Origin of the sequence: Microbulbifer agarilyticus, assembly GCF_019800665.1 — a bacterium.
GTDB classification, from domain to species: domain Bacteria; phylum Pseudomonadota; class Gammaproteobacteria; order Pseudomonadales; family Cellvibrionaceae; genus Microbulbifer; species Microbulbifer agarilyticus_C.
Window position 1 is genome coordinate 241080 of the sequence record NZ_JAHVKO010000001.1, and the last position, 22593, is coordinate 263672.

Consider the following 22593-nt stretch of genomic DNA (forward strand, 5'->3'; position numbering starts at 1 on the left):
CGGTGTTACCTGGCGGCCTTTTTTGTAGGGTAGGTATATATCTGAATTAGTCGCCGGTGGTTTCGACTGGTTTCCAATCCATGTTGTAACTCCACTGGTCAAAGTAGAGGTTGCCTCCACGCCACTCAACTTCGCCGCGCTGGCTGTCAACGGTCTCTGAGCGGAAATGCTGTTTACTCGGGAAAAATGGTTGGCTGTAATCTGTGTTAAAGATCAGTCGATAGCTATCCAGCCCACCGAGATAGAACCAGCGCTCTGCGTTATTCTCGCTATCCAGTACGCCGTGGGTCACGTCCATTGGCATCCAGCCATACGGCGCCAAATAGAATTCCCCCCAGTCATGCATGGTGTCGAAGCCTTCCGGGGAAAATTCCCAGCCAGACTCCCAGCGCGCGGGTATGCCATTTATGCGCATGAGGGTGATTAGCAGTAAGGTCTGTTGTCCGCAGTCTGCATGGCCTGCCTGCGCAGCGTACTGGCTGATATTACGGATCGTGGAATATTCGCGCGCGCCAGCCCAGGGGATCTGGTCGACGTAGGCAAACAGTTTCTGGGCGATGCGATAGGGGTTAGTCTCGTCCCCTACGATTCGCTCAGAAAGCGCGCGTAGTTCCGGGGTGAACTGGATATGCGGTGCGCGCTCTGCGAGGTGTGTTACGAGGTTTTCGTCGGTTGCGGTGTGATTGCTCAGCGGCTTCACTGTGCCTGCTTCAATTTCCGTATAACGGGAAAGGCTATTGAACGCATAACGCACGGAAAACTCGGTTGGAACCCCTTTTTTAGCGGTGCGTTCCATATAAATGGTTCGTTGTGCCTGGGTCTCTGGCGCCAGTTGGTTCTTGGACGGTGAGCTTGAGAGCAGGGCGACCTGTTCCTGGCGTCCGCTAATTTCCTGTGGGAAGGGTAGCCAAGCGCGGACTACTTCACCCGCAGGAACCGCATCGGCATCGACGGTGAGTGAGTAGGTAACCTCAAAGCGTTCTTCCAAGGGGGCTTTGGCTTGTTGGTGAGCGTCTACTACGGCAGCATGGTGCGGGTGCAGGTGATACAGCGGTGCTTTATCCGTAAAGCGGCGGTAGTCATTGGTGCGCGCGGCTGCCTCATTGGATACGTGGACCAGGTTGTAGGCGGCTTTGTGAAAGTAGCGGCGCTCGCCATTGATGGTCTTGTATTCGAGTAATCCATCGGCGTTCCACTGGGCAATATCATCGTCGGTCGCGTCAGGGATATAGCGCTGGATGGAGCCCAGCAGCTCTTCCGGCTTCAGGGTGAACTCCATTTCGATCCTGCGCATGCGTTCCGCTTCGAACGCGAGTGCCGAATCATCTTCCGTGTACCTATCGTTATCTCGCATTTCTTGAATTACCGATTTTGCGCTCTGATAGTTGCCCAGATTTACCTGTGTACGCACGTTGACCAGGCTATAGCCGTTTGTTTCGCTGCTGTGGGCGACGCCAGTGGAGAGCATACTTATTGCCATCGCCAGTGGGCGGGCAAGCTTGCCCAGATTGACGGGGGAAGGTTTGAGATCTTTCACGGCATACTCCGGCAATAATTCGTCAGGAATAATTTATTATTTACATAAAATTTATTGATTGATAAATTATTCGGATGTTGGCGATACGTCAAGGCCATGACGTGTCGATTTGGTCCGTCCTTTTTTATGTTTGCGGAGTACATCGTGACAATGCGCCGGTTTACCACGATCAGCCTGTGTGTTTTTTCATCATTTGGGTTGGGTTTGCTCGGTGGGTGCGTAGATCAGCCGCCTAGCCGCTCCGATACCGTGTCCTACATAGAGAAGGTACTGGACCAGGAGCGGGTGCCTGGTGCGGCGGTTGCTATCTGGCACCGTGGCGAGCCGGTATTGATGGAAGGGTTTGGGGTTACCAATGTAAGCGACCCGCGCCCAGTTGATACGCAGACCTTATTCAAGCTTGCGTCGACCAGTAAGGCGTTTACCACGGCGGCGCTCGGTCTGTTGGTCGAGGACGGCAGACTGGATTGGGACGGCCGTGTGGTGGATTACCTTCCGCAGTTTCGTCTGGGAGATCCCTGGATTACGGCGGATTTCCGCGTAGTTGACCTGCTTACACACCGCTCGGGTCTCGGGCCGGGAGCAGGTGACCTGATGCTGTGGCCACAACCGAATGCGTACAGCCGTGACGATGTGTTGAAAGGATTGGAATTCTTACCGATTACGCGGCGTTTCCGCGCGGACTATGCGTACGACAATCTGCTTTATATTGTTGCGGGTGAGCTGATTGCCGAGGTGTCAGGGCAGAGCTATGAGGATTTTGTCCAACAGAAGCTGCTTGAACCTCTGGGCTTGGAGAACTGCTATGCAGGCCCGGTACCGGTTGATGCCCGTGACAACCTTGCCGACCCGCATCGGTTGGAAACCACTGACAGCGAGGGTGGCAAATTGGTCGTGGATACGCCCAATCTGGCGGGGTTCGAACCAATCGTTCTCGCTGCGGCTGGAGGTATGCATTGTAGCGCCGGCGATATGCTGACCTGGCTGCGTACACATCTGTCAGGTGGGCAAATGCCGAATGGAAGTCAGTTGTTTACTCAGGAGACTCGCGACCGTTTGTGGCGGCCTGAGACATTAATGCCGTTATCGGAGTCGCGGGCTGCCCGCGACGGCGGCCATTTTTATGCTTATGCGTTGGGCTGGCGGGTGCAGGATATGCACGGGAAGAAGGTTGTGCATCATACCGGCTCGCTGTCAGGGATGTACGCCTGGGCAGCGATGGTACCCGAAGAAGACTTGGCAATCGTCGTATTGATGAACCGCAGTGCCGGCGCAGCACGACAGGCGCTGATTTACGGCCTGCTCAAGCCATACCTGCAAGCGCCGGACACCGACTGGCTGGCATATTTTCAGGAACTTTACGGTACGCCTACAGAGGCCGTTGAGCCTGAGGAGCTCACGGCACCGGTAGGTTTTACGCGCGTGTCATCTCAAGAGCTATTGGGCCTCTATCGTGATCCTTGGTTTGGTGACATAAAGATTTCAGGGGGCGATGGCGTCCTGCGCTGGACTGCACTGAAATCTCCTCGTCTGGCTGGCACCGTGACTGCTGCGGGAGAGGGTGTATGGGGTGTGGACTGGGATGATCGCAGTCTCAATGCCGATGCGTGGGTGATGGCAGATCGTGCGGAGTCCGGCGTATTGCTGCTGACCATGCAGGCCAAGTCCCGCGGTACCGATTTTAGTTACGACTTTCACGACCTGAGGTTTGAAAAGGTTTCCGGGCCTGAGTCGGCAGAAATGCCGGTACTTTCCTCAATAGAATAATCTTTCCCAAGATATAAATTGCGAAACTCGCTTTTGTAGGAGGCTGTTATGCAACGGCGCAAGCTTATTCAATCCCTGGTTTCGGCGCCCCTATTGGCTGCAGGGGTTTCCGCTGCTTCTGCGGATGACGCCGATTTGACCAGTACTGGTTTCAGCAACCAAAAGGAAGGTGAGGGACTGTTGCGCCCCAAGCGTCTGAAAGCAGGAATGACCGTTGGCTTGGTGACGCCCGCCAGTAACGCCTGGGAGGATGAAGACATCCGTTTTGCCGGTGATGTGGTACGGTCACTAGGGTTTAAGGTGAAGGAAGCTGCGAACCTGTACCGTCGCTCCCAGTACCTTGCCGGGCCAGACGAAGCGCGTGCGCAAGATCTGAATGCGATGTTTGCCGATCCCGATGTGGATGCAGTGTTCTGCCTGCGTGGCGGCTACGGCACGCCGCGTATCTTGCCGATGCTGGACTACGCACTTATCCGCCGCAACCCCAAGATCCTGCTGGGGTATAGCGATATCACCGCATTATTGAACGCTATTTATCATCGCAGTGGGGTGATGACCTACCACGGACCTATTGCTGCACAGAATTTCACCGATTACACCCTGGCTGAGTATCAAAAAGTACTGGTGGACGCGCAATCCAGAGTGTCCCTCGGTACGCCTCCCGCATTTGAGGTTTCTCCGGGCAGAGTAGAGAACCTTAATCGCATCACCCGTTTTGCCGGTGGTATTGCCCGTGGCCGCCTGATTGGTGGCAATCTCTCTTTGATGGCGAGCCTGGTGGGTACGCCGTTTGAACCAGATTATCAGGGCAAAATTCTGTTCCTCGAAGATGTCGGTGAAGCGCCCTATCGGGTGGATCGGATGCTCACGCAGCTTTGGTTGGCGGGCAAACTGCAGCAGGTTGCGGGTATCGTATTCGGCAAGTTCACTGAAACTGGTACCGATGGCAATACATTCAGTATTGAGCATGTTCTACGCGAGCGCACCGCGAGTTTGGGCATACCGGTTGTCCGTGGCCTTATGATTGGTCATGTTGATGATCAGACGGTAGTGCCTGTGGGCGCATTGGCTGAGCTCGATGGTGACGAAGGTGTCCTGACTCTGCTGGAGCGCCCCGTAGTCTGATAGACCGTCACCCCTGATTTAGGTATCGGTCGCGGCGATAAGTGCCGACATTTCCCCTGTGTGGTCTACTGGTAGCATGCGGTATCTTGCAGTACTTTGCGGTGTATGCCGGTGGGCCCGACACAAATCATAGATAAATTATAAAAAGATGCTTTTAGGCTCCTGCTCCTATGAATGAACTCTCCTGGTTGACGTTACTACCCCCGTTTATCGCCATTGGTCTGGCGCTTCTCACCCGCCAAGTGTATCTGGCCCTGTTTGCGGGGATCTGGCTGGGTTTTTTCCTGCTCAATGGCTCCGGGTTCTTTCCATCCCTCGCGGAGGCACTGGATGGAGTACTCGCGGTCCTGGCGAATCCGGGTGACGCCCGGGTAGTAATGTTTACCCTGGTAATCGGGGCTTTCATTATCACTCTGGAGCGCTGTGGGGCAGTGAGCGGTTTTGTGCGCTTCCTCGAGCGCAGCCGCTGGGTCACAAATGGCAAGCGCGCCCAGTGGATGGCGTGGCTGACGGGAATCGTAATCTTTATCGAGTCCAACATTACCGTGTTGGTTGCCGGTACGGTTTCTCGCCCGCTATTTGATCGGTTTCGCGTGGCCCGTGAAAAGCTCGCTTATATCATCGATTCTACTTCCGCCCCGGTGTGTATGTTGATACCGCTGAATGCCTGGGGTGCATTTAATCTTGGTTTGCTGGATGGTCTCGGCGTGCAAGATCCACTCAAGGTGTTGCTCGCCAGTATCCCGTTGAACCTGTATGCAATCACCGCGGTGTTGCTCACGGCGTACACTATTTCTCGTGACTACAATCCCGGGCCCATGGCAAAAGCACAGGCTCGTACCAGTGGCGGGGATACGGACGGCATTGATATCGGTATTAGCATGGGAGAAAAAAGCCATGTAAAGCCGCGTCTGCTCAATATGTTGTTGCCGGTGCTGGTGCTCATTTTGGCGATGCCGATCAGTCTGTGGATCACCGGCGATGGAAAAATTTTCCAGGGGTCGGGTTCTACCTCTGTACTCTGGGCTTCACTTGCTGCCCTGGCCACGGTTTCATTCCTGGTTTTGCTCCAGCGCACGATGACGCTGGATGAATTGAGCCATACATGGATGGAAGGCGCGGGGCGCATGCTTCCGCTGGCGATTATTCTGATTCTTGCGCTGGCACTTGGCGCTATTTCAAAAGCCCTCGGTACCGGCCAATATGTGGCTGGCCTGGTTGGCGACAGCATCCCACTGGCCCTGCTGCCCGTAGTGATTTTCCTGGTGTCTGGGGTGATTGCGTTCTCTGTTGGCTCCAGCTGGGGCACATTCTCGATCATGCTTCCGATTGCAATCCCTGTGGCGAGTGCGTTGGGCGCCGAGCCGGCACTGTTTGTTGCTGCTGTGTTGTCTGGCGGAATTTTCGGGGATCACAGTTCACCGATATCGGATACGACCATCGTATCCTCGCTTGCCGCTGGCACTGAGCATATCGACCATGTTCGTACCCAATTACCCTATGCCTTGCGCGCCGGTGTGGTGAGTGCGTTCGGCTTTATCGCGCTTGGCTACCTGATGCTTTGATCCATCAATACGTGCATATCTCGTAAGTGCGCGAGAGACCTTTCGGGCAAGCGAAGAACTAAGAGTGTCGAAGCAATGAAAAAAAGTCCATGTGAAATCGTACTGCTGACCATGGATGGCGAATTTGCATCCCGCTGGTTAAGTGAGTTAACCCCCCTGGCTGAGAATGATGCGGAAGCGCCGCTTGCCCTCAAGTTTGCGTATGCGGAATACCAGGCGCTTATTTCGGTCTTGTGCGGCGGCGACACACAGATCCTTGTAATTGATGATGTCAGCCTGGGCGACCAGACGGCTCGCGATGCCTTGAATACGGTACGTGCGCAAAGGGCGGAAATTGACTGTGTGTTGCTGACCGGGGCCAGCGACGCCCAGCAGGAAGGTTTCGAGTGCGTTATTTCTCGCGGCGAATCGAATTATGGCGTTGTGTACCGCACCCTGCGGCGGATTCTTTTGGAACGCATTGCAACACCGTTTGCTGATGCGTTGCGGGAGTACGTTTATGCCGCGCGCGATTCGTGGCACACGCCTGGACATTCCAGTGGCGATAGCCTGAGTAGCAGCCCCTGGATATCTGATTTCCACCGCTTTATGGGCGAGCACGTTTTCAACACGGACCTCTCTGTCAGCGTGAAAATGTTGGATTCATTGATGGATCCAATCAGTGTCATTCGCCAGGCTCAGCAGCTTACCGCCAAAACCTTCGGTGCACAGCATAGTTACTTCGTCACCAACGGCACCTCTACCTCCAACAAAATCGTGCTGCAACATTTGCTGCGCCACGGTGATCGGGTAGTCGTTGATCGCAACTGCCATAAGTCGGTTCACCACGCCATGATTATGAGTGGTGCAGTGCCGGTGTATCTGGAGTCCGCGGTCAATCAACACTACGGAATCTATGGGCCGGTACCGCAGAGTGAAATTTATGCGGCGATCGATCGCACCCCGGGTGCGCGACTTTTGGTGCTCACCTCCTGTACCTATGATGGTCTGCGGTACGATCTCAAGCCCATTATTGAGTATGCGCATGCGGCCGGTCTTTTCGTACTGATTGACGAGGCCTGGTACGCCCATGGTCGCTTCCATCCGGAAATGCGTCCGACTGCACTGGAATGTGGTGCGGATTTCGTCACTCAATCTACCCATAAAATGCTGTCAGCATTTTCTCAGGCCAGCATGATTCATGTGGGTGATTTTGGTTGGCGTGAGGGGGCCGATGATGCGGCATCTTTTGATGCGGCAGGCTTCCGAGAAGACATCAACATGCATACATCCACCAGTCCACAGTACGGCATGATTGCGAGTTTGGATGTCGCGCGTAAGCAAATGAGTATTGAGGGGTATAGCGTACTGGAGCGTACCCTGGGGTTTGCCGAAGAGATCCGGACGTTCGTGCGTGAAAGCACCGTATTCAGCAATTTGTCTGCACGCGATCTGTGCGATGACTCACTTGGCGACGATGGCGTTCGTCTTGACCCTACCAAGGTGACGATCGATGTTGGTTGCGCGGGCTTGAACGCCCCTGACGCACAGGCTCAACTGTTTACCGAGTTTGGTATTCAGGTCGAGAAAAATACTCATAACACCCTATCTTTCCTGGTTACCATCGGTACCACAGAAAGCAAAGTGTTGCGCTTAAAGCAGGCCCTGCGCAGTCTGTCTGAACAAGCTAGTAGCAGTGGCAAGCAAAAGACCAAAGTGGCTTCATCTGAGGAGACTGTCGGACAAAATCTCCCGGCATTGAGCGAGATTGTTGCTCTGCCCAGAGCTGCCTACTTTGCCCGCGGCGAAAAACGTACCTGGGTGGCCGGTGGCCGGGAATCCCTCATCGGCAGCGTGGCTTGTGATGAAGTTGTTCCTTATCCACCAGGTATCCCATTGTTGGTACCTGGCCAGCGAATTACCGCGGAAATTCTCGATGCGATTGCTGCATTTACTTCAGATCGCACAGATCTTGAAATGCATGGACTTCGCACACTCAATGGCGAACCCGCCATCCGTGTCTTAACCGAGCAGGAAACAGAGCGCGCGCTTGTTGAATTTCAGGCGGTTGCAAAAAATGTCGACGGTGAATCCGAAAAGAGGTCCACCAAGCAAAAGCCTGCGCAGAAAGAAAAGGATACAGCGGTTTCTACCGGCACCAAGGAGATTGTATGAACAGATTATGGAAACGTGCTGCGGCAATTATTGCGGTCGCCTGTTTGACAGCAGCCTGTCAAGATAAGCCGGTAGATACACAGCAGAACGACATCGAAGATAGTCAAGATACACCGCAATTTGTTTCGGTTGATGCCAGAAATATCAAGGTGGCAATGCGCTACTTCACCGAAGATAACCTGGTAGGCGAGCCGCTCGATGGTTATCAGGCAAATGTCTGTCTATTGGCTGCTGAGGCGGAGGCTGCACTGCAGAAAGTAGCGATTTCACTTGCCCGTGAGGGGCTCGGAATCGAAGTATTTGATTGTTACCGTCCGCAAAGCGCGGTGAATCATTTTGTGCGCTGGGCTGCGGCGCCTGAAGATCACTCGACAAAGGCCGATTTTTATCCACGGGAAGAGAAGTCACAGATGTTCGAGCGCGGGTATATCGCCGAGCGTTCGGGCCATAGCCGTGGCTCAACGGTAGATTTGACCCTTTACCGTCTCGATAGCGGGGAAGCTCTGGATATGGGCACCGGGTTTGACTTTATGGATGAACGCTCGGCGACCGAGTATCCACTGGGCGATGCCGAAGCTATGTCCAATCGCTTCAAGCTGCGCGACGCGATGACCGCCGAAGGGTTTGTTAATTATTCTCAGGAGTGGTGGCACTATACTTTCAAGCCGGAACCGTATCCGGACCGTTACTTTGACCTGCCGGTGGATCACTCAACCATTGGACACGCACAGTCGAAGTCATTGCGCACCGGTGCAGAGCAGTCGGAGCTGTATTTACCGCTGGTGAAAGATCAGCGGGTTGGCCTGGTTGTAAACCAGACCTCGCGAGTCGGTGGAACCCATCTCATTGATTTCCTGCGTGACAAAAACGTCGGTATTGAGCGCATTTTCGCGCTTGAGCACGGTGTGCGTGGGGATGTGGAAAATGGTGGCAAGGTGGATGACGGTATCGACGGTCCCAGCGGCTTGCCGATTGTCTCTCTGTATGGGGGCAAATATACGCCCAGCCCAGAAAGCCTGGTGGATTTAGACTGGCTCGTTTTCGATATTCAGGATGTGGGAGTTCGCTTCTATACCTATATCAGCTCGTTGCATTACCTGATGCAGGCGTGTGCGGATAACGGCGTTCCTCTATTAGTCATGGATCGACCCAACCCGAACGGTGACTATGTCGATGGCCCGATTCTTGAGAAGGACTTCCAGAGTTTCGTGGGTATGCATCCGATTCCGCTTGTACACGGCATGACAGTTGGCGAGTTGGCGCAAATGATTAATGGCGAGGGATGGCTGGAGGGTGAGAACCAGTGTGCGCTCACCGTAATTCCCGTCGCCGGTTATCGCAAAAGCATGGCATACGGATTGCCGGTAAAACCCTCTCCTAATCTTCCCAATGATCTTTCCATTCGCCTGTATCCATCTCTGGGATTGTTCGAAGGCACAACCGTGAGTGTGGGCCGTGGTACCGCATTTCCGTTTCAGGCCCTGGGACACCCTGCCGATCGCGAAGGGGATTTTTCGTTCACTCCGCAGCCGGTACCCGGTGCCAGTGAAAACCCGAAGCATAAGGGGCTGGAACTGCATGGCGATGACCTGCGCTCCGCGGACCCGCAGAGCCGCTTTAGCCTGGAGCCCTTACTAAGCTGGTCGCAGCGCACCGGGGAGGTCCCGCAAGACTTCTTTTCCCGGGCTGCATTTTTTGACAAGTTGGCAGGTACAGATGCGTTACGGAAAGCGATTATCGCAGGACAGGATGCAGACCAAATCCGTGCGTCGTGGCAGGAAAGGTTGATGGCGTTTCACACGCAGCGGCAGCCCTATCTACTGTATCCGGAGGATTGAGCAATGGGGCAGCATCTCAACAAAATTCTTGCGCAGGTACCCCATGGTCGCTTGATGTCGGTGGATCTGCTACGCGGTATCGCTATTGCCGCCATGGTTTTGGTAAATAACCCGGGAAGCTGGTCATTTGTGTACGCCCCTATGGCGCATGCGCAGTGGCATGGCTGGACACCAACGGACGTCATCTTTCCGCTATTCCTGTTTGTGGTGGGCGTGTCCATGGTGCTGTCTACCGGTAAGAATGGAAGCTTTCCAGCGGTGGGCTGGGCGCAGTGGAGTAGGGCGCTCAAGCTCTTCGCGCTCGGACTTTTCCTCGCTATCTTTTTCTACAATTTTCGCGATACATCGTATAACTGGATAGAAGACCGCCTGGAAGGCATTCGCTGGATGGGTGTGCTGCAGCGGATCGCCCTGGTTTACATTTTTTGTTGCTATCTGGTGCGCTGGTTGCCTACGAAGGGGCTGCTGATCGCCGCTATCGTATGCAGTGTGGTGCCATGGGCGCTGATGTTGATGGTGCCCTATGAGAGTGCCAGTGGTGAGACTTTCCAAGGGCAGCTGGCTTTCGGAAATCACTTCGCGGCCTGGCTGGACCAGTGGCTGCTGGGAAGCGCGCATGTGTACTACCGTGATGCACAACCTTTTGCTTTTGACCCGGAAGGAGTGCTGACTACGTTTTCTGCGGCTTCCACATGCCTACTCGGGGTGCTGGCTGCGTTGGCATGGAAGTCGGCAGGTAGTGGCCGCGATGCGCAGATCGGCTTGTGTCGTAATTGGTTGGTTGCAGGAATGCTTATGGTGCTGGTGGGGCAGCTGTTACATCCTATCGTTCCCATCAACAAGGCATTGTGGTCCCCCAGCTTTGTGCTGGTAACCGCGGGTGTGTCGATGCTGTTAATGGCCGGGCTCTATTATTTGGTAGACATTCGTGAGCGTCGCCGTGAATTAGCCCCACTGTTGGTGTTTGGTGTCAATGCGATTGCGCTGTTTATGCTGGCTGGCGTTGTCGGAAGGATTCTGATCATGATTCCGGTGGGAGATGGTACCTTGAAAGGCTGGTTATTTGGTTCGGTGTTCCAGCCCATTTTTGGTAGTTACGGTGGTTCACTGGCATTCGCAATCAGCTGTCTGATCGCGTTTTACTGGGTTATGTGGGAAATGTATCGCCGTCGAATCATCTGGAAGGTTTAATTGCAGAGGAAACTGTGAGCCATATTGACTCCGTTCGTACAGCTGATGAGCAGGCCTTTATCGCCGCACTGAGAAAGGTATTTCCTGGTGAGCGCCTGTTCGTGAATCGTGAGAATCTCGCGCCCTATGAATGTGATGCCTTGCCGGTGTATACCACTCAGGCACTTGCTGTGGCGTTGGCGGAATCCGAACAGGATGTAGTGGAAGCTCTGCAGCTTTGTAAAAAATTTGGAATTCCTGTCGTTTCCCGTGGCGCCGGTACCGGTCTATCGGCAGGCGCCAAGCCGATAGCGGGAGGCCTGCTACTGGTGACGGCACCGATGAAGCAGATTCTGGAAGTAGATCAGGTTGCGATGACAGCAAGGGTGCAACCAGGAGCGATTAACCAACAGCTTTCCATCGCATCCGCACCCCACGGGCTCTACTACGCACCGGACCCGTCCTCTCAAATCGCCTGCTCGATTGGCGGGAATGTGGCAGAGAATGCGGGCGGAGTACACTGTTTGAAGTACGGCGTTACGGTGCAGAACGTGCTTTCGTTACGGCTGGTGTCCGCTGCCGAGGAAAATTTCGGCGAAGTCATTACGTTGGGGAGCAATTGTCTCAGCCAACCAGGTTTCGATTTGTTGGCGCTTGTGCATGGCAGTGAAGGTGGCCTGGGTATTATTACCGAAGTGACGGTCAAGCTCACACCGGTACCTGAGCAAACCCGAACACTGATGGCGGACTTCGGCAGTGTTCGACAGGCGGCAGATGCGGTATCTGCAATTGTGCGTGCAGGTGTTATCCCTGCTGCGCTGGAAATGATGGACAAGCTCGCCATCTCGGCCACTGAAGCGTTTTGCAAAGCAGGGTACAACCTGGATGCCGCAGGTATCTTGCTGATCGACCTCGACGGTCATCCTCTTGAGGTCGAGGCGGAGCTGTCCATTGTCGAAAGGGTGCTCGCAGAGTCCGGTGCAATCGCTGTGCATCTTGCTTCCGACGATGAACAACGCGCGCGTTGGTGGAAGGGGCGCAAAAGTGCTTTTCCCGCTATTGGCCGTTTAACACCGGATTATTATTGTATTGATGGGACTGTCCCTCGACATCGGATCGGTGACGTGCTGGAGGCCTCCGAGCGCTTTGCAGAAAAATATGCGCTACGTGTTGCTAATGTATTTCATGCAGGGGATGGCAACCTCCATCCCATTATTATGTTCGATGGGCGTGAACCTGATGCACTAGAACGCACCGAAAAGCTCGCGGCGGATATTCTGGAATACTGCATTGAGGTCGGAGGCACAATCACTGGCGAGCATGGTGTGGGTGTCGAGAAGATCAATCAGATGGCGGTGCAATTCAGTGATGCCGAGCTTGCCCAGTTCCGTGCTATCAAATCAGCACTTGATCCTCACAACCTGTTGAATCCAGATAAGCAAATTCCCACTTTGGCACGCTGCCAAGAGTACCGTGCGCTGAGGAGTTGTTGTGGCTGATGTTACTTCTCATACGGTGGCGTGTGATATTTCTGATGCTATCGCTACACAGGTCGCTGCCGCTTACCGAGGTGAGGGCGATGTAGCATCCATATGTCTTGGCGGGAGTGGCTCTCGCGCGGCATTTGGATTGGGCGATCAAGCGACCCTGTCTCTCTCTGGGCACACCGGGGTCGAGGATTACCAGCCCGATGAGCTGACCCTGCGGGCACGTACGGGAACCCCAATCGCTGAAATTGAGGCGTTACTGAACGCAAACAACCAGTGGTTTGCCGCGGAGATTCCCAGCCCTTCTTCGTCTAGTACCTTGGGCGGTGCGATTGCCTGCGGCTGGGATGGACCGGGCCGGGCTTTTGGTAGTGCACTGCGAGATATTGTATTGGGTTGCCAGCTGGTGAATGGCCGCGGTGAAATTGTGCGGTTTGGCGGTCAGGTCATGAAGAACGTAGCTGGATTTGATCTTGCGCGCTTACAAGTCGGCGCTCTTGGCACACTGGGCGCAATGTTGGATGTCACCCTGCGTTTGCAGCCGCAACCGGAGTGCACCAAGTCCGTTGCGTTTGATGTTGCTCCGGAAGGGTTGGATGCATGGTGGCAGCGCACACGCTCACTCCGGCCGCTATTGTCGGGAAGCTGTTATTTCGAAGGCCGCCTGCATTTGCGGTTCAGTGGACGCGAGCTCGCAGTTAGCGACGTATTGCAGCAGCTTGGTGGGGAAGTGAGCCCGCTGGATTGGCGCGCACTTATGGATCTTAACTCAGCATTTTTCCACGGTGAGCGACTGGCCTGTGCTTATTTACCCCGCTATTCCTCGTTACCACTGAACTCGGGGAAGGCGCTGGTCGAATGGGAGGGCGCGCGTGTCTGGGTGCGAGATGGTGATCATCTTGCCCTGGCGCGTGACGTTGCCGCACTCGGAGGGTTTGTGAGAGTGATGCGTGGCCCAGCGGTAAGCTTGCAGGGTGTTACGTCAGCTTGGCATCGCGCTCTGAAGTCGGCATTGGACCCGAAGGGAGTGTTTAATCCGGTTCATTTCGATCGATGTTTCACTGGCGAGGGGTTTGCATAGTGCAGGTCAATCTAATCGATGGATTGTTAGAGGAAGGCGAAAAGCAGCGAGCAGAGCAGGTACTGAACGCCTGTGTGCACTGTGGTTTTTGCACTGCTACCTGCCCGACGTATCTCCAGCAAAGGAATGAGCTGGATAGCCCGCGTGGGCGTATATACCTCGTCAAGGAGATGCTTGAACGCGGTGAAGCGACGAAGGCCACACGCGAGCATCTGGATCGATGCCTGACCTGCTTGAGCTGCGAAACTACTTGCCCCTCTGGGGTGGAGTATCACAAGCTGGTGGCGATCGGGCGTCACACCATTGAGCGCCTGGCACCCCGCGGAAAGCTCGACATCCTTGTGCGCTGGGGTTTACGTAAACTCATGGTAACGCGGGGGCTGTTTGCTAGCTTATTGGGCGTAGGGCGACTCTTTTCCGGGCTTCTACCTGCAAAAATGCGCAGAGTGTATTTCCCCGAGGGGCAGCGGCTCGACGTCAAGCCAGACTTGGAATCGGTGGCTGCCCCGGGTAATCCACTTCAGAAGGGTACCGTATTGATTGTACGTGGCTGTGTGCAACCAGCACTGCGGCCACAAACGGACCTGGCGTTGTCAAAAATCTTGGCGCACTGTGGTGTGCCCATCGCAGAAAGCACTTTTGCCAGCTGTTGCGGTGCTGCGAGTTTCCACACCAGCGGTGAAGAAGAGGCGAGGAGACTGGCGCGGACCAATATTGACGGCTGGTGGAGGCTGAATCAGGGTTCTGATGGCCCGGTATTACGTGCGATTATCTCAACAGCATCGGGCTGTGGCGTGCATCTGAAAGATTATCCGCACTTGCTGCAGGACGATGCGGAATACAGGGACAAAGCAATCCAATTGGCCAGTCTGGTTAAGGATCCTGTTGAGTTGCTGGAAGAGGTATTTTCGGAGACTGCCCCGGTGCTTTCTTCTGCTGCCCTCGAGCAGCGATTGGCCTTTCACTGTCCGTGTACGCTGCAGCATGGGCAGGGACTTAACCAGCATGTGGAGCGATTGCTGGGCGGTTTGGGCATTACGCTGCCTACAATTGCGGACAGCCATTTGTGCTGCGGCTCGGCGGGTACCTATTCGATATTACAACCGTTGATGTCCGAGCGTTTGCGAGAGCAGAAGTTGGCGCATTTGCTGGCTACGGATCCCGATACGGTCATTACTGCAAATATCGGTTGTCAATTGTACTTACAGGGGGGCACCGAAAAGCCCGTGCGTCACTGGTTAGAAATTGTCGCGGATGCATTGCCTGTACCAAAAATGTGAAGAACATCCGTGAAGCGCGCAGGCTGTAAGTGAGGTTGCTATGTCGATGAAAGAATTTTTGCTGTTGTCTGGACTGCTACTGAGCGCACAAGTTTTTGCTGCGTGCCCAGATGCAACGAAACATCCAGAGTTGCAACAGGAATGTCGTGGCGCCCCCCAGCAATCCGAAATCCCATACTGGAGCCAGCTCGACAACGAAAACGAGCCTCTGCGGACCTGTTCAATCACCTCCCTGGCGATGATCACCGATTATTTTGGGATAACCAGTCCGCAAAAATTGGGAATACGTACCCCGGACTATCTTCACCAGTACTATGGTGGTGTTCTGCAAACGGTACCCGCATTAAAGAGCGGTTTTAACCAGTTAGCGGAAGAAATGGGTAGCCCGATCCGCAACCATGGTCGGGAGAATGGCACCATTGATGAATTACGCAGCCTGGCGTCCAAGGGGATTCCCACGATCATTCATGGCTGGTTTACGCCATCAGGGCATATCATTGTGGTAACCGGTTTTGATGGCCATTATTACACCGCCAATGACCCATTCGGACGTTGGGATCTTGAAAAGTGGGGCAGCTACGATTCGGAGGTTTCCGGGGAGGGCGTGCGCTACCCGAGGGAAGCATTTGAGCATGCCATCAATGACAATGGTACCGGTGATGATTTGTGGCTGCATATCTTTAAGTAAGTCGCCTTCGTGGGAAACACCACTGCGATAAAAGCGTCGAATGTATTGTCGAGAAAATAAAAAACCGGGGATTTGCCCCGGTTTTTTGCTTTCTGTCTGTTACTAAGCCAGCTACATTTTTGTATCTAGCCTGCACCTAGGCAGGTGCACGTATCCTTTCTTTCGCGGCAGCAGTGCGGGCAGGTTTGCTATCCTTTTCCGCCAACTGCAATGCCTTGCGTAGGAAGCCATTTGCCTGATCTAACGCCATCTCGGATGCGTTCCTGTCTAGTCCGCTCAGGATAATCATGATGGCGAGCTTCGCATTGTGCTCACAGCTTTGTAGTACGCGATCGGCTTCTTCCAGCTCAACGCCGGTGGCCTCCATAACAATCCGTCGCGTGCGGCTGACGAGTTTTTCATTGGTCGCTTTTACGTCAACCATCAAGTTATAAAAACTTTTTCCAATACGGATCATGCTGGCCGTGGTGAGCATGTTCAGCACGAGTTTCTGTGCGGTACCCGCTTTCATACGGGTAGAGCCGGTAAGGATCTCCGGGCCCACCTCAGGAAGAATGGCGATGTCAGCCTCAGCGGCAATGGCTGCGGTTTTGTTGCAGGAGAGGGCTACGGTAGTGCATCCCTTCGCACGCGCGTGACGAAGTCCGCCGATCACGTAGGGTGTACGCCCACTCGCGGCGATGCCAACGACGACGTCTTCTTTGCGCAGATTGATCTTGTCCAGATCCTCTCCCGCCAGGGTGAAGCTATCTTCTGCGCCTTCCTGTGCGCGGTACACGGCTTCTTCCCCGCCAGCAATCAGGGCCACCACCATGTCTTCCTCGACACCATAGGTGGGCGGACATTCCACGGCATCGAGGATGCCCAGGCGACCACTCGTGCCAGCGCCCATATAGATTAGTCTGGCGCCCGACTTAAACGCTTCTGCAATGGCATCTACCGCGCGCGCGATATGTGGGATTTCACGATGGACGGCTTCCGGCACTTCGCGATCAGCATTATTTATTTTCTCGAGAATTTTTTCGCTCGAGAGGAGATCGATGTCCAGTGTATCTGGGTTGCGTGCTTCGCTGGTCAGCGTTGCCAGTTCATTAAGCAATTGTGCATTCATGGCTTAGTTGGACTCCAATGTCGTCGCCAATTATCAGAAGCCGCTCATTTACGAGTCGTGCTGTATTGAGTTCTTTTCAGTGGTCTCTGCGCTCCGCTCCCCATGTTGACGAGCAAGTATGCAGGCGCCGTCCAAAGCTGTTCCCAGGGCGGGTATTTGCCGAGCCTGATGCGCTGGCCGCAAATGCGGGCCCAGCTTGTCTGCCAGCCCCCCAAGCAGAGCCAGTGGCAAAGAGTCCCCGTTGCTGGCCGCTTCAATCAGTCGGTCCACTTCAGCTGCCGTTTTACGGACAATCTCTCCTGCCAATGCGCAGTGGGGGAGATGCGTGAATACGGTTGGGGCAAGCGCAGCGTATTCCCTGGAGCCTGCGCTTTGCAGCCAGGGTAAGATCTGCGCGCGGTCCTGCCCTACAACCGACATAATCTCTTCGCAGACGGGGCTTTTAGCGCGACCATAGATATCCAGTTCCCATAGCAGTGCGCGCACCACGCTTTTACCGATGGCGGCACCACTGCCTTCATCACCAACCGCCAGTCCCCAGCCGCCAAATTGACGGGTTTTTCCGTCGCGCCCCAGTTGCATGGCAACTGAACCGGTGCCAATCGCGACCATCACGATTGGTGTACCTGCGCCCGCGCCCACTAGCGAGGTTTTGGCGTCGGAGGTTACCTGCACACTTCGGAAGCCCTCCGCTAACAGAGCTTGTTGCAGCTTGGCGGCAGAAGTTGGATTGCCGGCACCTGCCACGCCACAGGCGACATGGGTCTGATCGGCGGTGATTGGTGTACTGGCCAGCACTTGGCGACTGATATCGACAATGCTTTTGATGGCACCATCCAGGTCTTGAGTGAGCGAGCTGGCCCCTGATTTTGCTGTGGCCAGGGGCCCGTTCGCGTCTTCAAGACGCGCCAGGGTTTTGGTGCCGCCGCCATCGATCCCTATAAAGTAGCTGCTCATTTTGAGTGTGCTGCGTTGAGTTCCTTGCTTTCCGCGACAGGTGGTGTCGCTGTGTCGTCGGTTTGAATGAGGGCGGCCGCCGGGCGGCCGAGATTACATACGGCAAAAGAAACGAGCGTGCCGAGACATAGCTGCCATGGGAACGCAATGATGGGCGGTTCGCTGGATCCGGTAATCATGGTGATCATCCAGGGCTGTTGTAACAGGGTGACGGTAAAGCCGGCAGCCAGGGCCCAACCCACGCTGGTCGCGTTGCCGCGGCCAGTAAACAGTGCGGTAAAAAACACGCCGAGAAGACCGGAGTAGGCAAATACCATTACCGACAGAGCAAAAGTAATCAGAGGCAAATCACTGATTTGCTGCCAGTAGAAACAAAGCACTGCCATCAGGCCCAGTGCCGTGGCAACAAGGGTCATGCCCCAGCGTCCAGCGGCAACAAAATGTTGTGCATCTTTCTCAATGCCTCGCTGCTTAAGTCGGTGACGGTAAAGATCTTCGATCAATACACTGGCCATAGAGTTAAGACTGGAATTCAGCGTTGAGAGCGCTGCGGCAATCACGCCGATAGTCACCAGACCGCGCAGACCCGCCGGCATTTCGTGCAGTACGTAATGCATGAATACGGTAACGTCTCCCCCAGTCGGTACTGAAACGGGATTCCCGCCCATGAGTGAAGGGTTCTGGTAGAAAATATGCAACAGAAGTCCGATACCCATGAATACGGCCATTACTGGGATCACCATAACCACTGAAAAAAGTACCGCACGCGCGCCTTCCCGGGGTGTCTTACAGGTGAGAACACGCTGCGTCACGTCCTGGTCCAGGCCAAAGGCGGCAATGTTCAGCAGGACAAAGCCGGTAAGTGTTGCCCATAAATTAAATGGGTCGCTCAGATCCCAGCTGGTATCGATGAGCGTCAGTTTGGACGGGCCCTCTGCGGGGGTGTTCAGTGCAGCAAAGATCTGACCAAAGTCCGCAGGGATCTGTGTGATCAATACTGCAAGCACCGCGAGGGCCGCACTTACATAAACTGCGCACTGTAAAACATCACTCTGAATGACCGAGCGCACACCGCCGATAAAGGTTTGCAGAAGACCCGCCGCGGTTAGCAAAACGACCGCAGCAACCACGTGGTCCGCTGCGATATCGTTAAATAGGATCATCGAAACGGCGATCGCGGCCATATACAAACGTGCACCGCTGGCAAATACACGCCCCAATAGGTAAATACCGCCAGCGCGGTGTTTGGCCTTTTCGCCGAAGCGCGATTGCAGGAGCTCGTATACGGTCGTCACCCGATTGGCGTAGAATTTGGGAATTAAAACGCTCGCCACAATGAACGCCGCGATGACTGCGCCGACGTTGGTGAAGAGGTAGGTGAGGTCGCCACGGTAGCCCAAGTCGGGTCCACCGAGGAAGGTGGCGGCGGATTGGGTGGTCGCCAGGGTGGAAATCGCCACCATCCACATGGGCATACTGTTGCGAGCGAGAAAGTAATCGCGGCTATCTTTTGCGCGATTCTGGCTGAAATACCATGCGGAGGCGGCCAGGATTGCCAAGTACAGCGCAAATATTCCCCAATCCAAACCGGTAAACTGCAATTCCATCGAATGTCACTCGCTTGAAAATAAATGGCCTTCGTGAACACGATACCAATTTTTTATTCCTAATTTTGGTTGCAATTGGTATCATTTATTCTTGCTTTACGCAAAGTATTTTCCATCGGCGCTACCGATAAGCCCCCAGTTTCCGGGGCTTGGCAAGGTGTTTTGAGGGTGTGCGGGTTGATGAATACACCTGCGAAATTTTCCTGTAGCAATAGGGTCCAGCTAGCTAATGAGCACCTTGGTTAAAATTCGCGCCATGCGCGACAGCATGTCCAATCATGAACAGCGCATCGCGGATTTCGTTTTGGAAAATGTAGAATCCGTTCGCGCGCAATCCTCCAAGGCGTTGGCTGAGCAAGTGGGTGTTTCCCAATCCAGTGTGGTGAAGTTCAGTCAAAAGCTGGGCTACAAAGGCTATTCGGACCTGAAGTTGTCCTTGACGGAATCTGTTGCGCGCTCTGCGATGTTGCCAAAGGCCATTCATGGAGATATTGCGGCCGATGACGACCTTGCGACGGTCGCGCAAAAATTGATTGCCCGGAAAAACCTCGCCTTGAACGAAACGGTGATGGCAAATTCAGAAAAGGTTTTGCTGCAGTCTGCCGAGACCCTGCTCAGTGCCAAACGCATTTTGCTGTTTGGTGTTGGGGCGTCCTCGCTGGTGGCGAGAGACGTGGCCTACAAGCTGATGAAGTTGGGTAAATCTGTGCTGGTGGAGAACGATACCCATGTGCAGGTCGCCAATGCCGCCACGCTCGGTCAGGGGGATGTGGTGTTCGCAATTTCCGAGTCTGGGGTAACCCAGGATGTGATCCGTGTTGCGCAGGCTGCCGCATCACAGGGGGCTGAAGTCATTTCATTAACCCGCTTTGCGCGCAACCCTCTTACCGAGCTGGCGACACATAGTCTTTTCTGTGTGGCCAATGAATCAGAAGCGCGTAGCTCCTCTATTTTGGCGCGCACCGCTCAATTTATGATCACAGATTTGCTGTTTATTCTGCTTTCCCAGCGCGATGAAAAAGCGAATGAGCTTTTTGAACGTAGCCGGCAAGCGGTAAAAGTTCTGCGCCGCGATTCTTAACTCTCTAAGAAGCTGAATCCGGGGCTGTAATAAAAAATGCCCGATCTGGGGTTGAATCCGCAAATTAGGAATAATATATTCTGATTTCTCGTGCGGTTATGGAATTATTGTTTTTGATAGCGACAGTACCTGTGACCTCGCGGGCTTTGACGCTGGTTCAGTAAGTGAGAGTTTACCGTTCCGGTGTCATTCACCTTGTACTTCCAATTCTGATTTCCTCTTTTGTTGAATTGGCTTTGGAGCCCTGCAGGGCTCCGATTTTTTCCCTTTCCAACTCTTCATACTACTCGGCACTGATTCGATAGCAGGGCTTGTACGTTGTGCCTGGAAGTTTCATGCGCTGTTGCTTTACGAATGAGTTCAGTAGCGTATCCATACTTTTCATCAGGGATGGATCACCGCGGAGCTCGTAGGGCCCGTGCTTTTCAACGTTGCGGATGCCTTCATCTTTCACGTTGCCCGAAACGATACCGGAGAATGCACGGCGCAAATTGGCGGCAAGTAAGTAAGGTTGCTGGTGATTGTGCAGAGCGAGTTCGCGCATGTTTTCGTGAGTTGGGGTGAATGGACGCTGGAACTCCGTGGAAATCTTGAGCTGCCAGTTGTAGTAGTAGGCATCGCCGGTTTCCTTGCGGAATTGCCGCACTTTTAAGATTCCCGCAGACATCTGCCGTGCGACCTCTTGCGGGTCGTCAATGATGATCTGATAGCGGGAGCGGGCCTCTTCACCGAGAGTCTCGCCAATAAATCGATCGATTTGGAAAAAATACTCTTCCGCACTGGCCGGCCCGGTAAATATGAGCGGGAAGGGCTGGTGCTTGTTTTCTTCGTGCAAAAGAATACCGAGTAAGTAGAGGATCTCTTCGGCAGTGCCTGCGCCGCCGGGGAACACAACGATACCGTGCCCGGTACGCACAAATGCTTCCAGCCTTTTTTCAATGTCAGGCATGATGACCAGTTGGTTGACGATCGGGTTGGGCGCCTCTGCAGCGATAATGCCTGGCTCGGAAATACCAAGATATTGTCCATCACGATCCCGTTGCTTGGCGTGGCCAATGGTTGCGCCCTTCATTGGGCCTTTCATTGCCCCTGGGCCGCAGCCAGTGCAGATATCGAGGCTGCGCAGGGCAAGCTCATAGCCGACCGTCTTGGTGTAATCATATTCCTCGCGCGAGATTGAGTGACCACCCCAGCAGACGACCAGGCGTGGTGCCCGGGTGCGGTCGAAAGTGCCCGCATTCCTGAGGATGTGAAATACCGCATCAGTGACCCCCTGTGCCGATACCAGGTCGTAGCGAGGGTCTCCGGTAATCTCGCTCCTGACATAGATGATGTCTCGCAACACTGCAAAGAGGTGTTCCGCAATACCCTGGATCATGCGGCCGTCGACGAATGCGCCGGCTGGTGCATTACAGACTTTAAGTTTCACCGAGCGCTCTGTGGGAATAACTGAGATGTTGAAGTCGGCGTATTGCTCAAGGAGTTTCTTGCCGTCATCCTGGTAGTTGCCGCAGTTCAGGACGGCGAGGGCGCAGTTGCGGAAAACGGTATTCTCCGGCCCGCGACTGGTATCGGTGAGTTTATGGATTTCGTATTTGGAAAGGATATCGAACTGGCCCGTAGGCGATACGCGCGCGTCAACGAGATCGATAAGTTCAGTGGTCATACAACCCCCGTTAATGCTTGTTATTCAGTAACCGTTTTGTTCAATGCCTGGAGCGCCAGTGTGAATGGGGTGGGTGGCACCTCGGGGCAGAGATTTTATTGGCCGGTGTCAGATTAAGGATAGCTGACGGAGGAGTCGTAGTTGGGCTCGAGGAGAGCAATTTGAAATGGGCAAAATGAAAAAGCCCCGAACTCTTTCGAGTTCAGGGCTTCCTGTATGGCGCGCTCGGGAGGATTCGAACCTCCGACCGCCTGGTTCGTAGCCAGGTACTCTATCCAGCTGAGCTACGAGCGCGTCGTTGTGGTTGCGAACTATAGTGACTTGCCTTGGCTTCGTCAACATTTTTTTTAAAAGATTTTTTAAAAACTCTTTTAAAATCCGCAAGTTACCGAGCTTTCGCTGTTGGCCGAAACCTTTGCTTCAGCTCGATAGGGCGCGCATCATGCCGCGCCTTTTCCTCCAATGCAAGCAGTTTTTTT

16 protein-coding genes, 1 tRNA gene and 2 pseudogenes are annotated in these 22593 nt (G+C 54.3%); 13 read left to right on the top strand and 6 right to left on the bottom strand.

The window, feature by feature from the left end; genetic code table 11:
• Window positions 1-46 precede the first annotated feature (46 nt).
• The gene (locus KUV22_RS00875) at window positions 47-1537 is read right to left on the bottom strand and encodes a transglutaminase-like domain-containing protein (RefSeq protein ID WP_315857483.1); all 1491 of its coding nucleotides are present in this window, start codon (window positions 1535-1537) and stop codon (window positions 47-49) included.
• A 150-nt stretch (window positions 1538-1687) separates the two neighbouring features.
• Here KUV22_RS00875 and KUV22_RS00880 point away from each other — a divergent pair, with 150 nt between their 5' ends.
• The 12 genes and pseudogenes from KUV22_RS00880 to KUV22_RS00925 all read left to right on the top strand — a co-directional run bounded on the left by KUV22_RS00880 (window position 1688) and on the right by KUV22_RS00925 (window position 15692).
• The gene (locus tag KUV22_RS00880; RefSeq protein WP_261319121.1) at window positions 1688-3304 is read left to right on the top strand and encodes a serine hydrolase; all 1617 of its coding nucleotides are present in this window, start codon (window positions 1688-1690) and stop codon (window positions 3302-3304) included.
• 48 nt (window positions 3305-3352) lie between these two features.
• A complete protein-coding gene (locus KUV22_RS00885) occupies window positions 3353-4429 on the top strand; it encodes a S66 peptidase family protein (RefSeq protein WP_261319059.1) in 1077 nt (358 codons plus the stop codon).
• 170 nt (window positions 4430-4599) lie between these two features.
• Window positions 4600-5994 (top strand): Na+/H+ antiporter NhaC family protein, encoded by a 1395-nt coding sequence (locus KUV22_RS00890; protein WP_222227776.1) that lies wholly within the window; start codon window positions 4600-4602, stop codon window positions 5992-5994.
• A 75-nt stretch (window positions 5995-6069) separates the two neighbouring features.
• Entirely contained in the window at window positions 6070-8148 is a 2079-nt protein-coding gene (locus tag KUV22_RS00895; protein ID WP_261319060.1) for an aminotransferase class I/II-fold pyridoxal phosphate-dependent enzyme, read from the top strand.
• A gap of 98 nt (window positions 8149-8246) precedes the next feature.
• Window positions 8247-8852 (top strand): annotated as a pseudogene (locus KUV22_RS17530) (M15 family metallopeptidase); the annotation flags it as partial.
• A 105-nt stretch (window positions 8853-8957) separates the two neighbouring features.
• Window positions 8958-9527, top strand: a pseudogene (locus KUV22_RS17535) (exo-beta-N-acetylmuramidase NamZ family protein); the annotation flags it as partial.
• On the top strand, window positions 9507-9986 hold the full coding sequence (locus tag KUV22_RS17540; RefSeq protein ID WP_390625225.1) for a hypothetical protein: 480 nt from the start codon (window positions 9507-9509) through the stop codon (window positions 9984-9986). The pseudogene KUV22_RS17535 and the gene KUV22_RS17540, both read left to right, overlap by 21 nt.
• 3 nt (window positions 9987-9989) lie before the next feature.
• Window positions 9990-11177, top strand: coding sequence for an acyltransferase family protein (locus tag KUV22_RS00905; RefSeq protein ID WP_222227777.1), 1188 nt, complete (start codon window positions 9990-9992; stop codon window positions 11175-11177).
• A gap of 14 nt (window positions 11178-11191) precedes the next feature.
• Window positions 11192-12655, top strand: coding sequence for an FAD-linked oxidase C-terminal domain-containing protein (locus KUV22_RS00910; protein ID WP_222227778.1), 1464 nt, complete (start codon window positions 11192-11194; stop codon window positions 12653-12655).
• Complete coding sequence (locus KUV22_RS00915) at window positions 12648-13724, top strand: FAD-binding protein (RefSeq protein ID WP_222227779.1); 1077 nt, start codon at window positions 12648-12650, stop codon at window positions 13722-13724. Before KUV22_RS00910 ends, KUV22_RS00915 begins: the two co-directional genes overlap by 8 nt.
• Complete coding sequence (gene glcF, locus KUV22_RS00920; protein WP_222227780.1) at window positions 13724-15004, top strand: glycolate oxidase subunit GlcF; 1281 nt, start codon at window positions 13724-13726, stop codon at window positions 15002-15004. Before KUV22_RS00915 ends, glcF begins: the two co-directional genes overlap by 1 nt.
• 40 nt (window positions 15005-15044) lie before the next feature.
• Window positions 15045-15692 (top strand): C39 family peptidase, encoded by a 648-nt coding sequence (locus KUV22_RS00925; RefSeq protein ID WP_222227781.1) that lies wholly within the window; start codon window positions 15045-15047, stop codon window positions 15690-15692.
• 136 nt (window positions 15693-15828) lie between these two features.
• On the opposite strand, the gene murQ is transcribed toward KUV22_RS00925, so the two are convergent.
• Genes murQ through KUV22_RS00940 form a run of 3 tightly spaced genes read right to left on the bottom strand, consistent with a single transcriptional unit; the run spans window position 15829 to window position 19367 of the window.
• Complete coding sequence (gene murQ, locus KUV22_RS00930) at window positions 15829-16803, bottom strand: N-acetylmuramic acid 6-phosphate etherase (RefSeq protein ID WP_222227782.1); 975 nt, start codon at window positions 16801-16803, stop codon at window positions 15829-15831.
• A gap of 48 nt (window positions 16804-16851) precedes the next feature.
• Window positions 16852-17760: a BadF/BadG/BcrA/BcrD ATPase family protein gene (locus KUV22_RS00935; protein WP_222227783.1), complete on the bottom strand. Its 909-nt coding sequence runs from the start codon at window positions 17758-17760 to the stop codon at window positions 16852-16854.
• Window positions 17757-19367 carry a sodium:solute symporter gene (locus KUV22_RS00940; protein ID WP_222227784.1) on the bottom strand — a complete coding sequence of 537 codons (1611 nt, stop codon included), beginning with the start codon at window positions 19365-19367 and terminating at the stop codon, window positions 17757-17759. Before KUV22_RS00940 ends, KUV22_RS00935 begins: the two co-directional genes overlap by 4 nt.
• A 229-nt stretch (window positions 19368-19596) precedes the next feature.
• Between KUV22_RS00940 and KUV22_RS00945 the strand changes: the two genes are divergently transcribed.
• Window positions 19597-20448 carry a MurR/RpiR family transcriptional regulator gene (locus KUV22_RS00945; RefSeq protein ID WP_222227785.1) on the top strand — a complete coding sequence of 284 codons (852 nt, stop codon included), beginning with the start codon at window positions 19597-19599 and terminating at the stop codon, window positions 20446-20448.
• A 283-nt stretch (window positions 20449-20731) separates the two neighbouring features.
• Here KUV22_RS00945 and ppnN read toward each other — a convergent pair whose 3' ends face one another.
• Both ppnN and KUV22_RS00955 read right to left on the bottom strand, forming a co-directional pair.
• Window positions 20732-22114 (bottom strand): nucleotide 5'-monophosphate nucleosidase PpnN, encoded by a 1383-nt coding sequence (ppnN, locus tag KUV22_RS00950; RefSeq protein ID WP_222227786.1) that lies wholly within the window; start codon window positions 22112-22114, stop codon window positions 20732-20734.
• Between the two features lie 217 nt (window positions 22115-22331).
• Window positions 22332-22408: transfer RNA gene (locus KUV22_RS00955), tRNA-Arg, on the bottom strand.
• Window positions 22409-22593 lie beyond the last annotated feature (185 nt).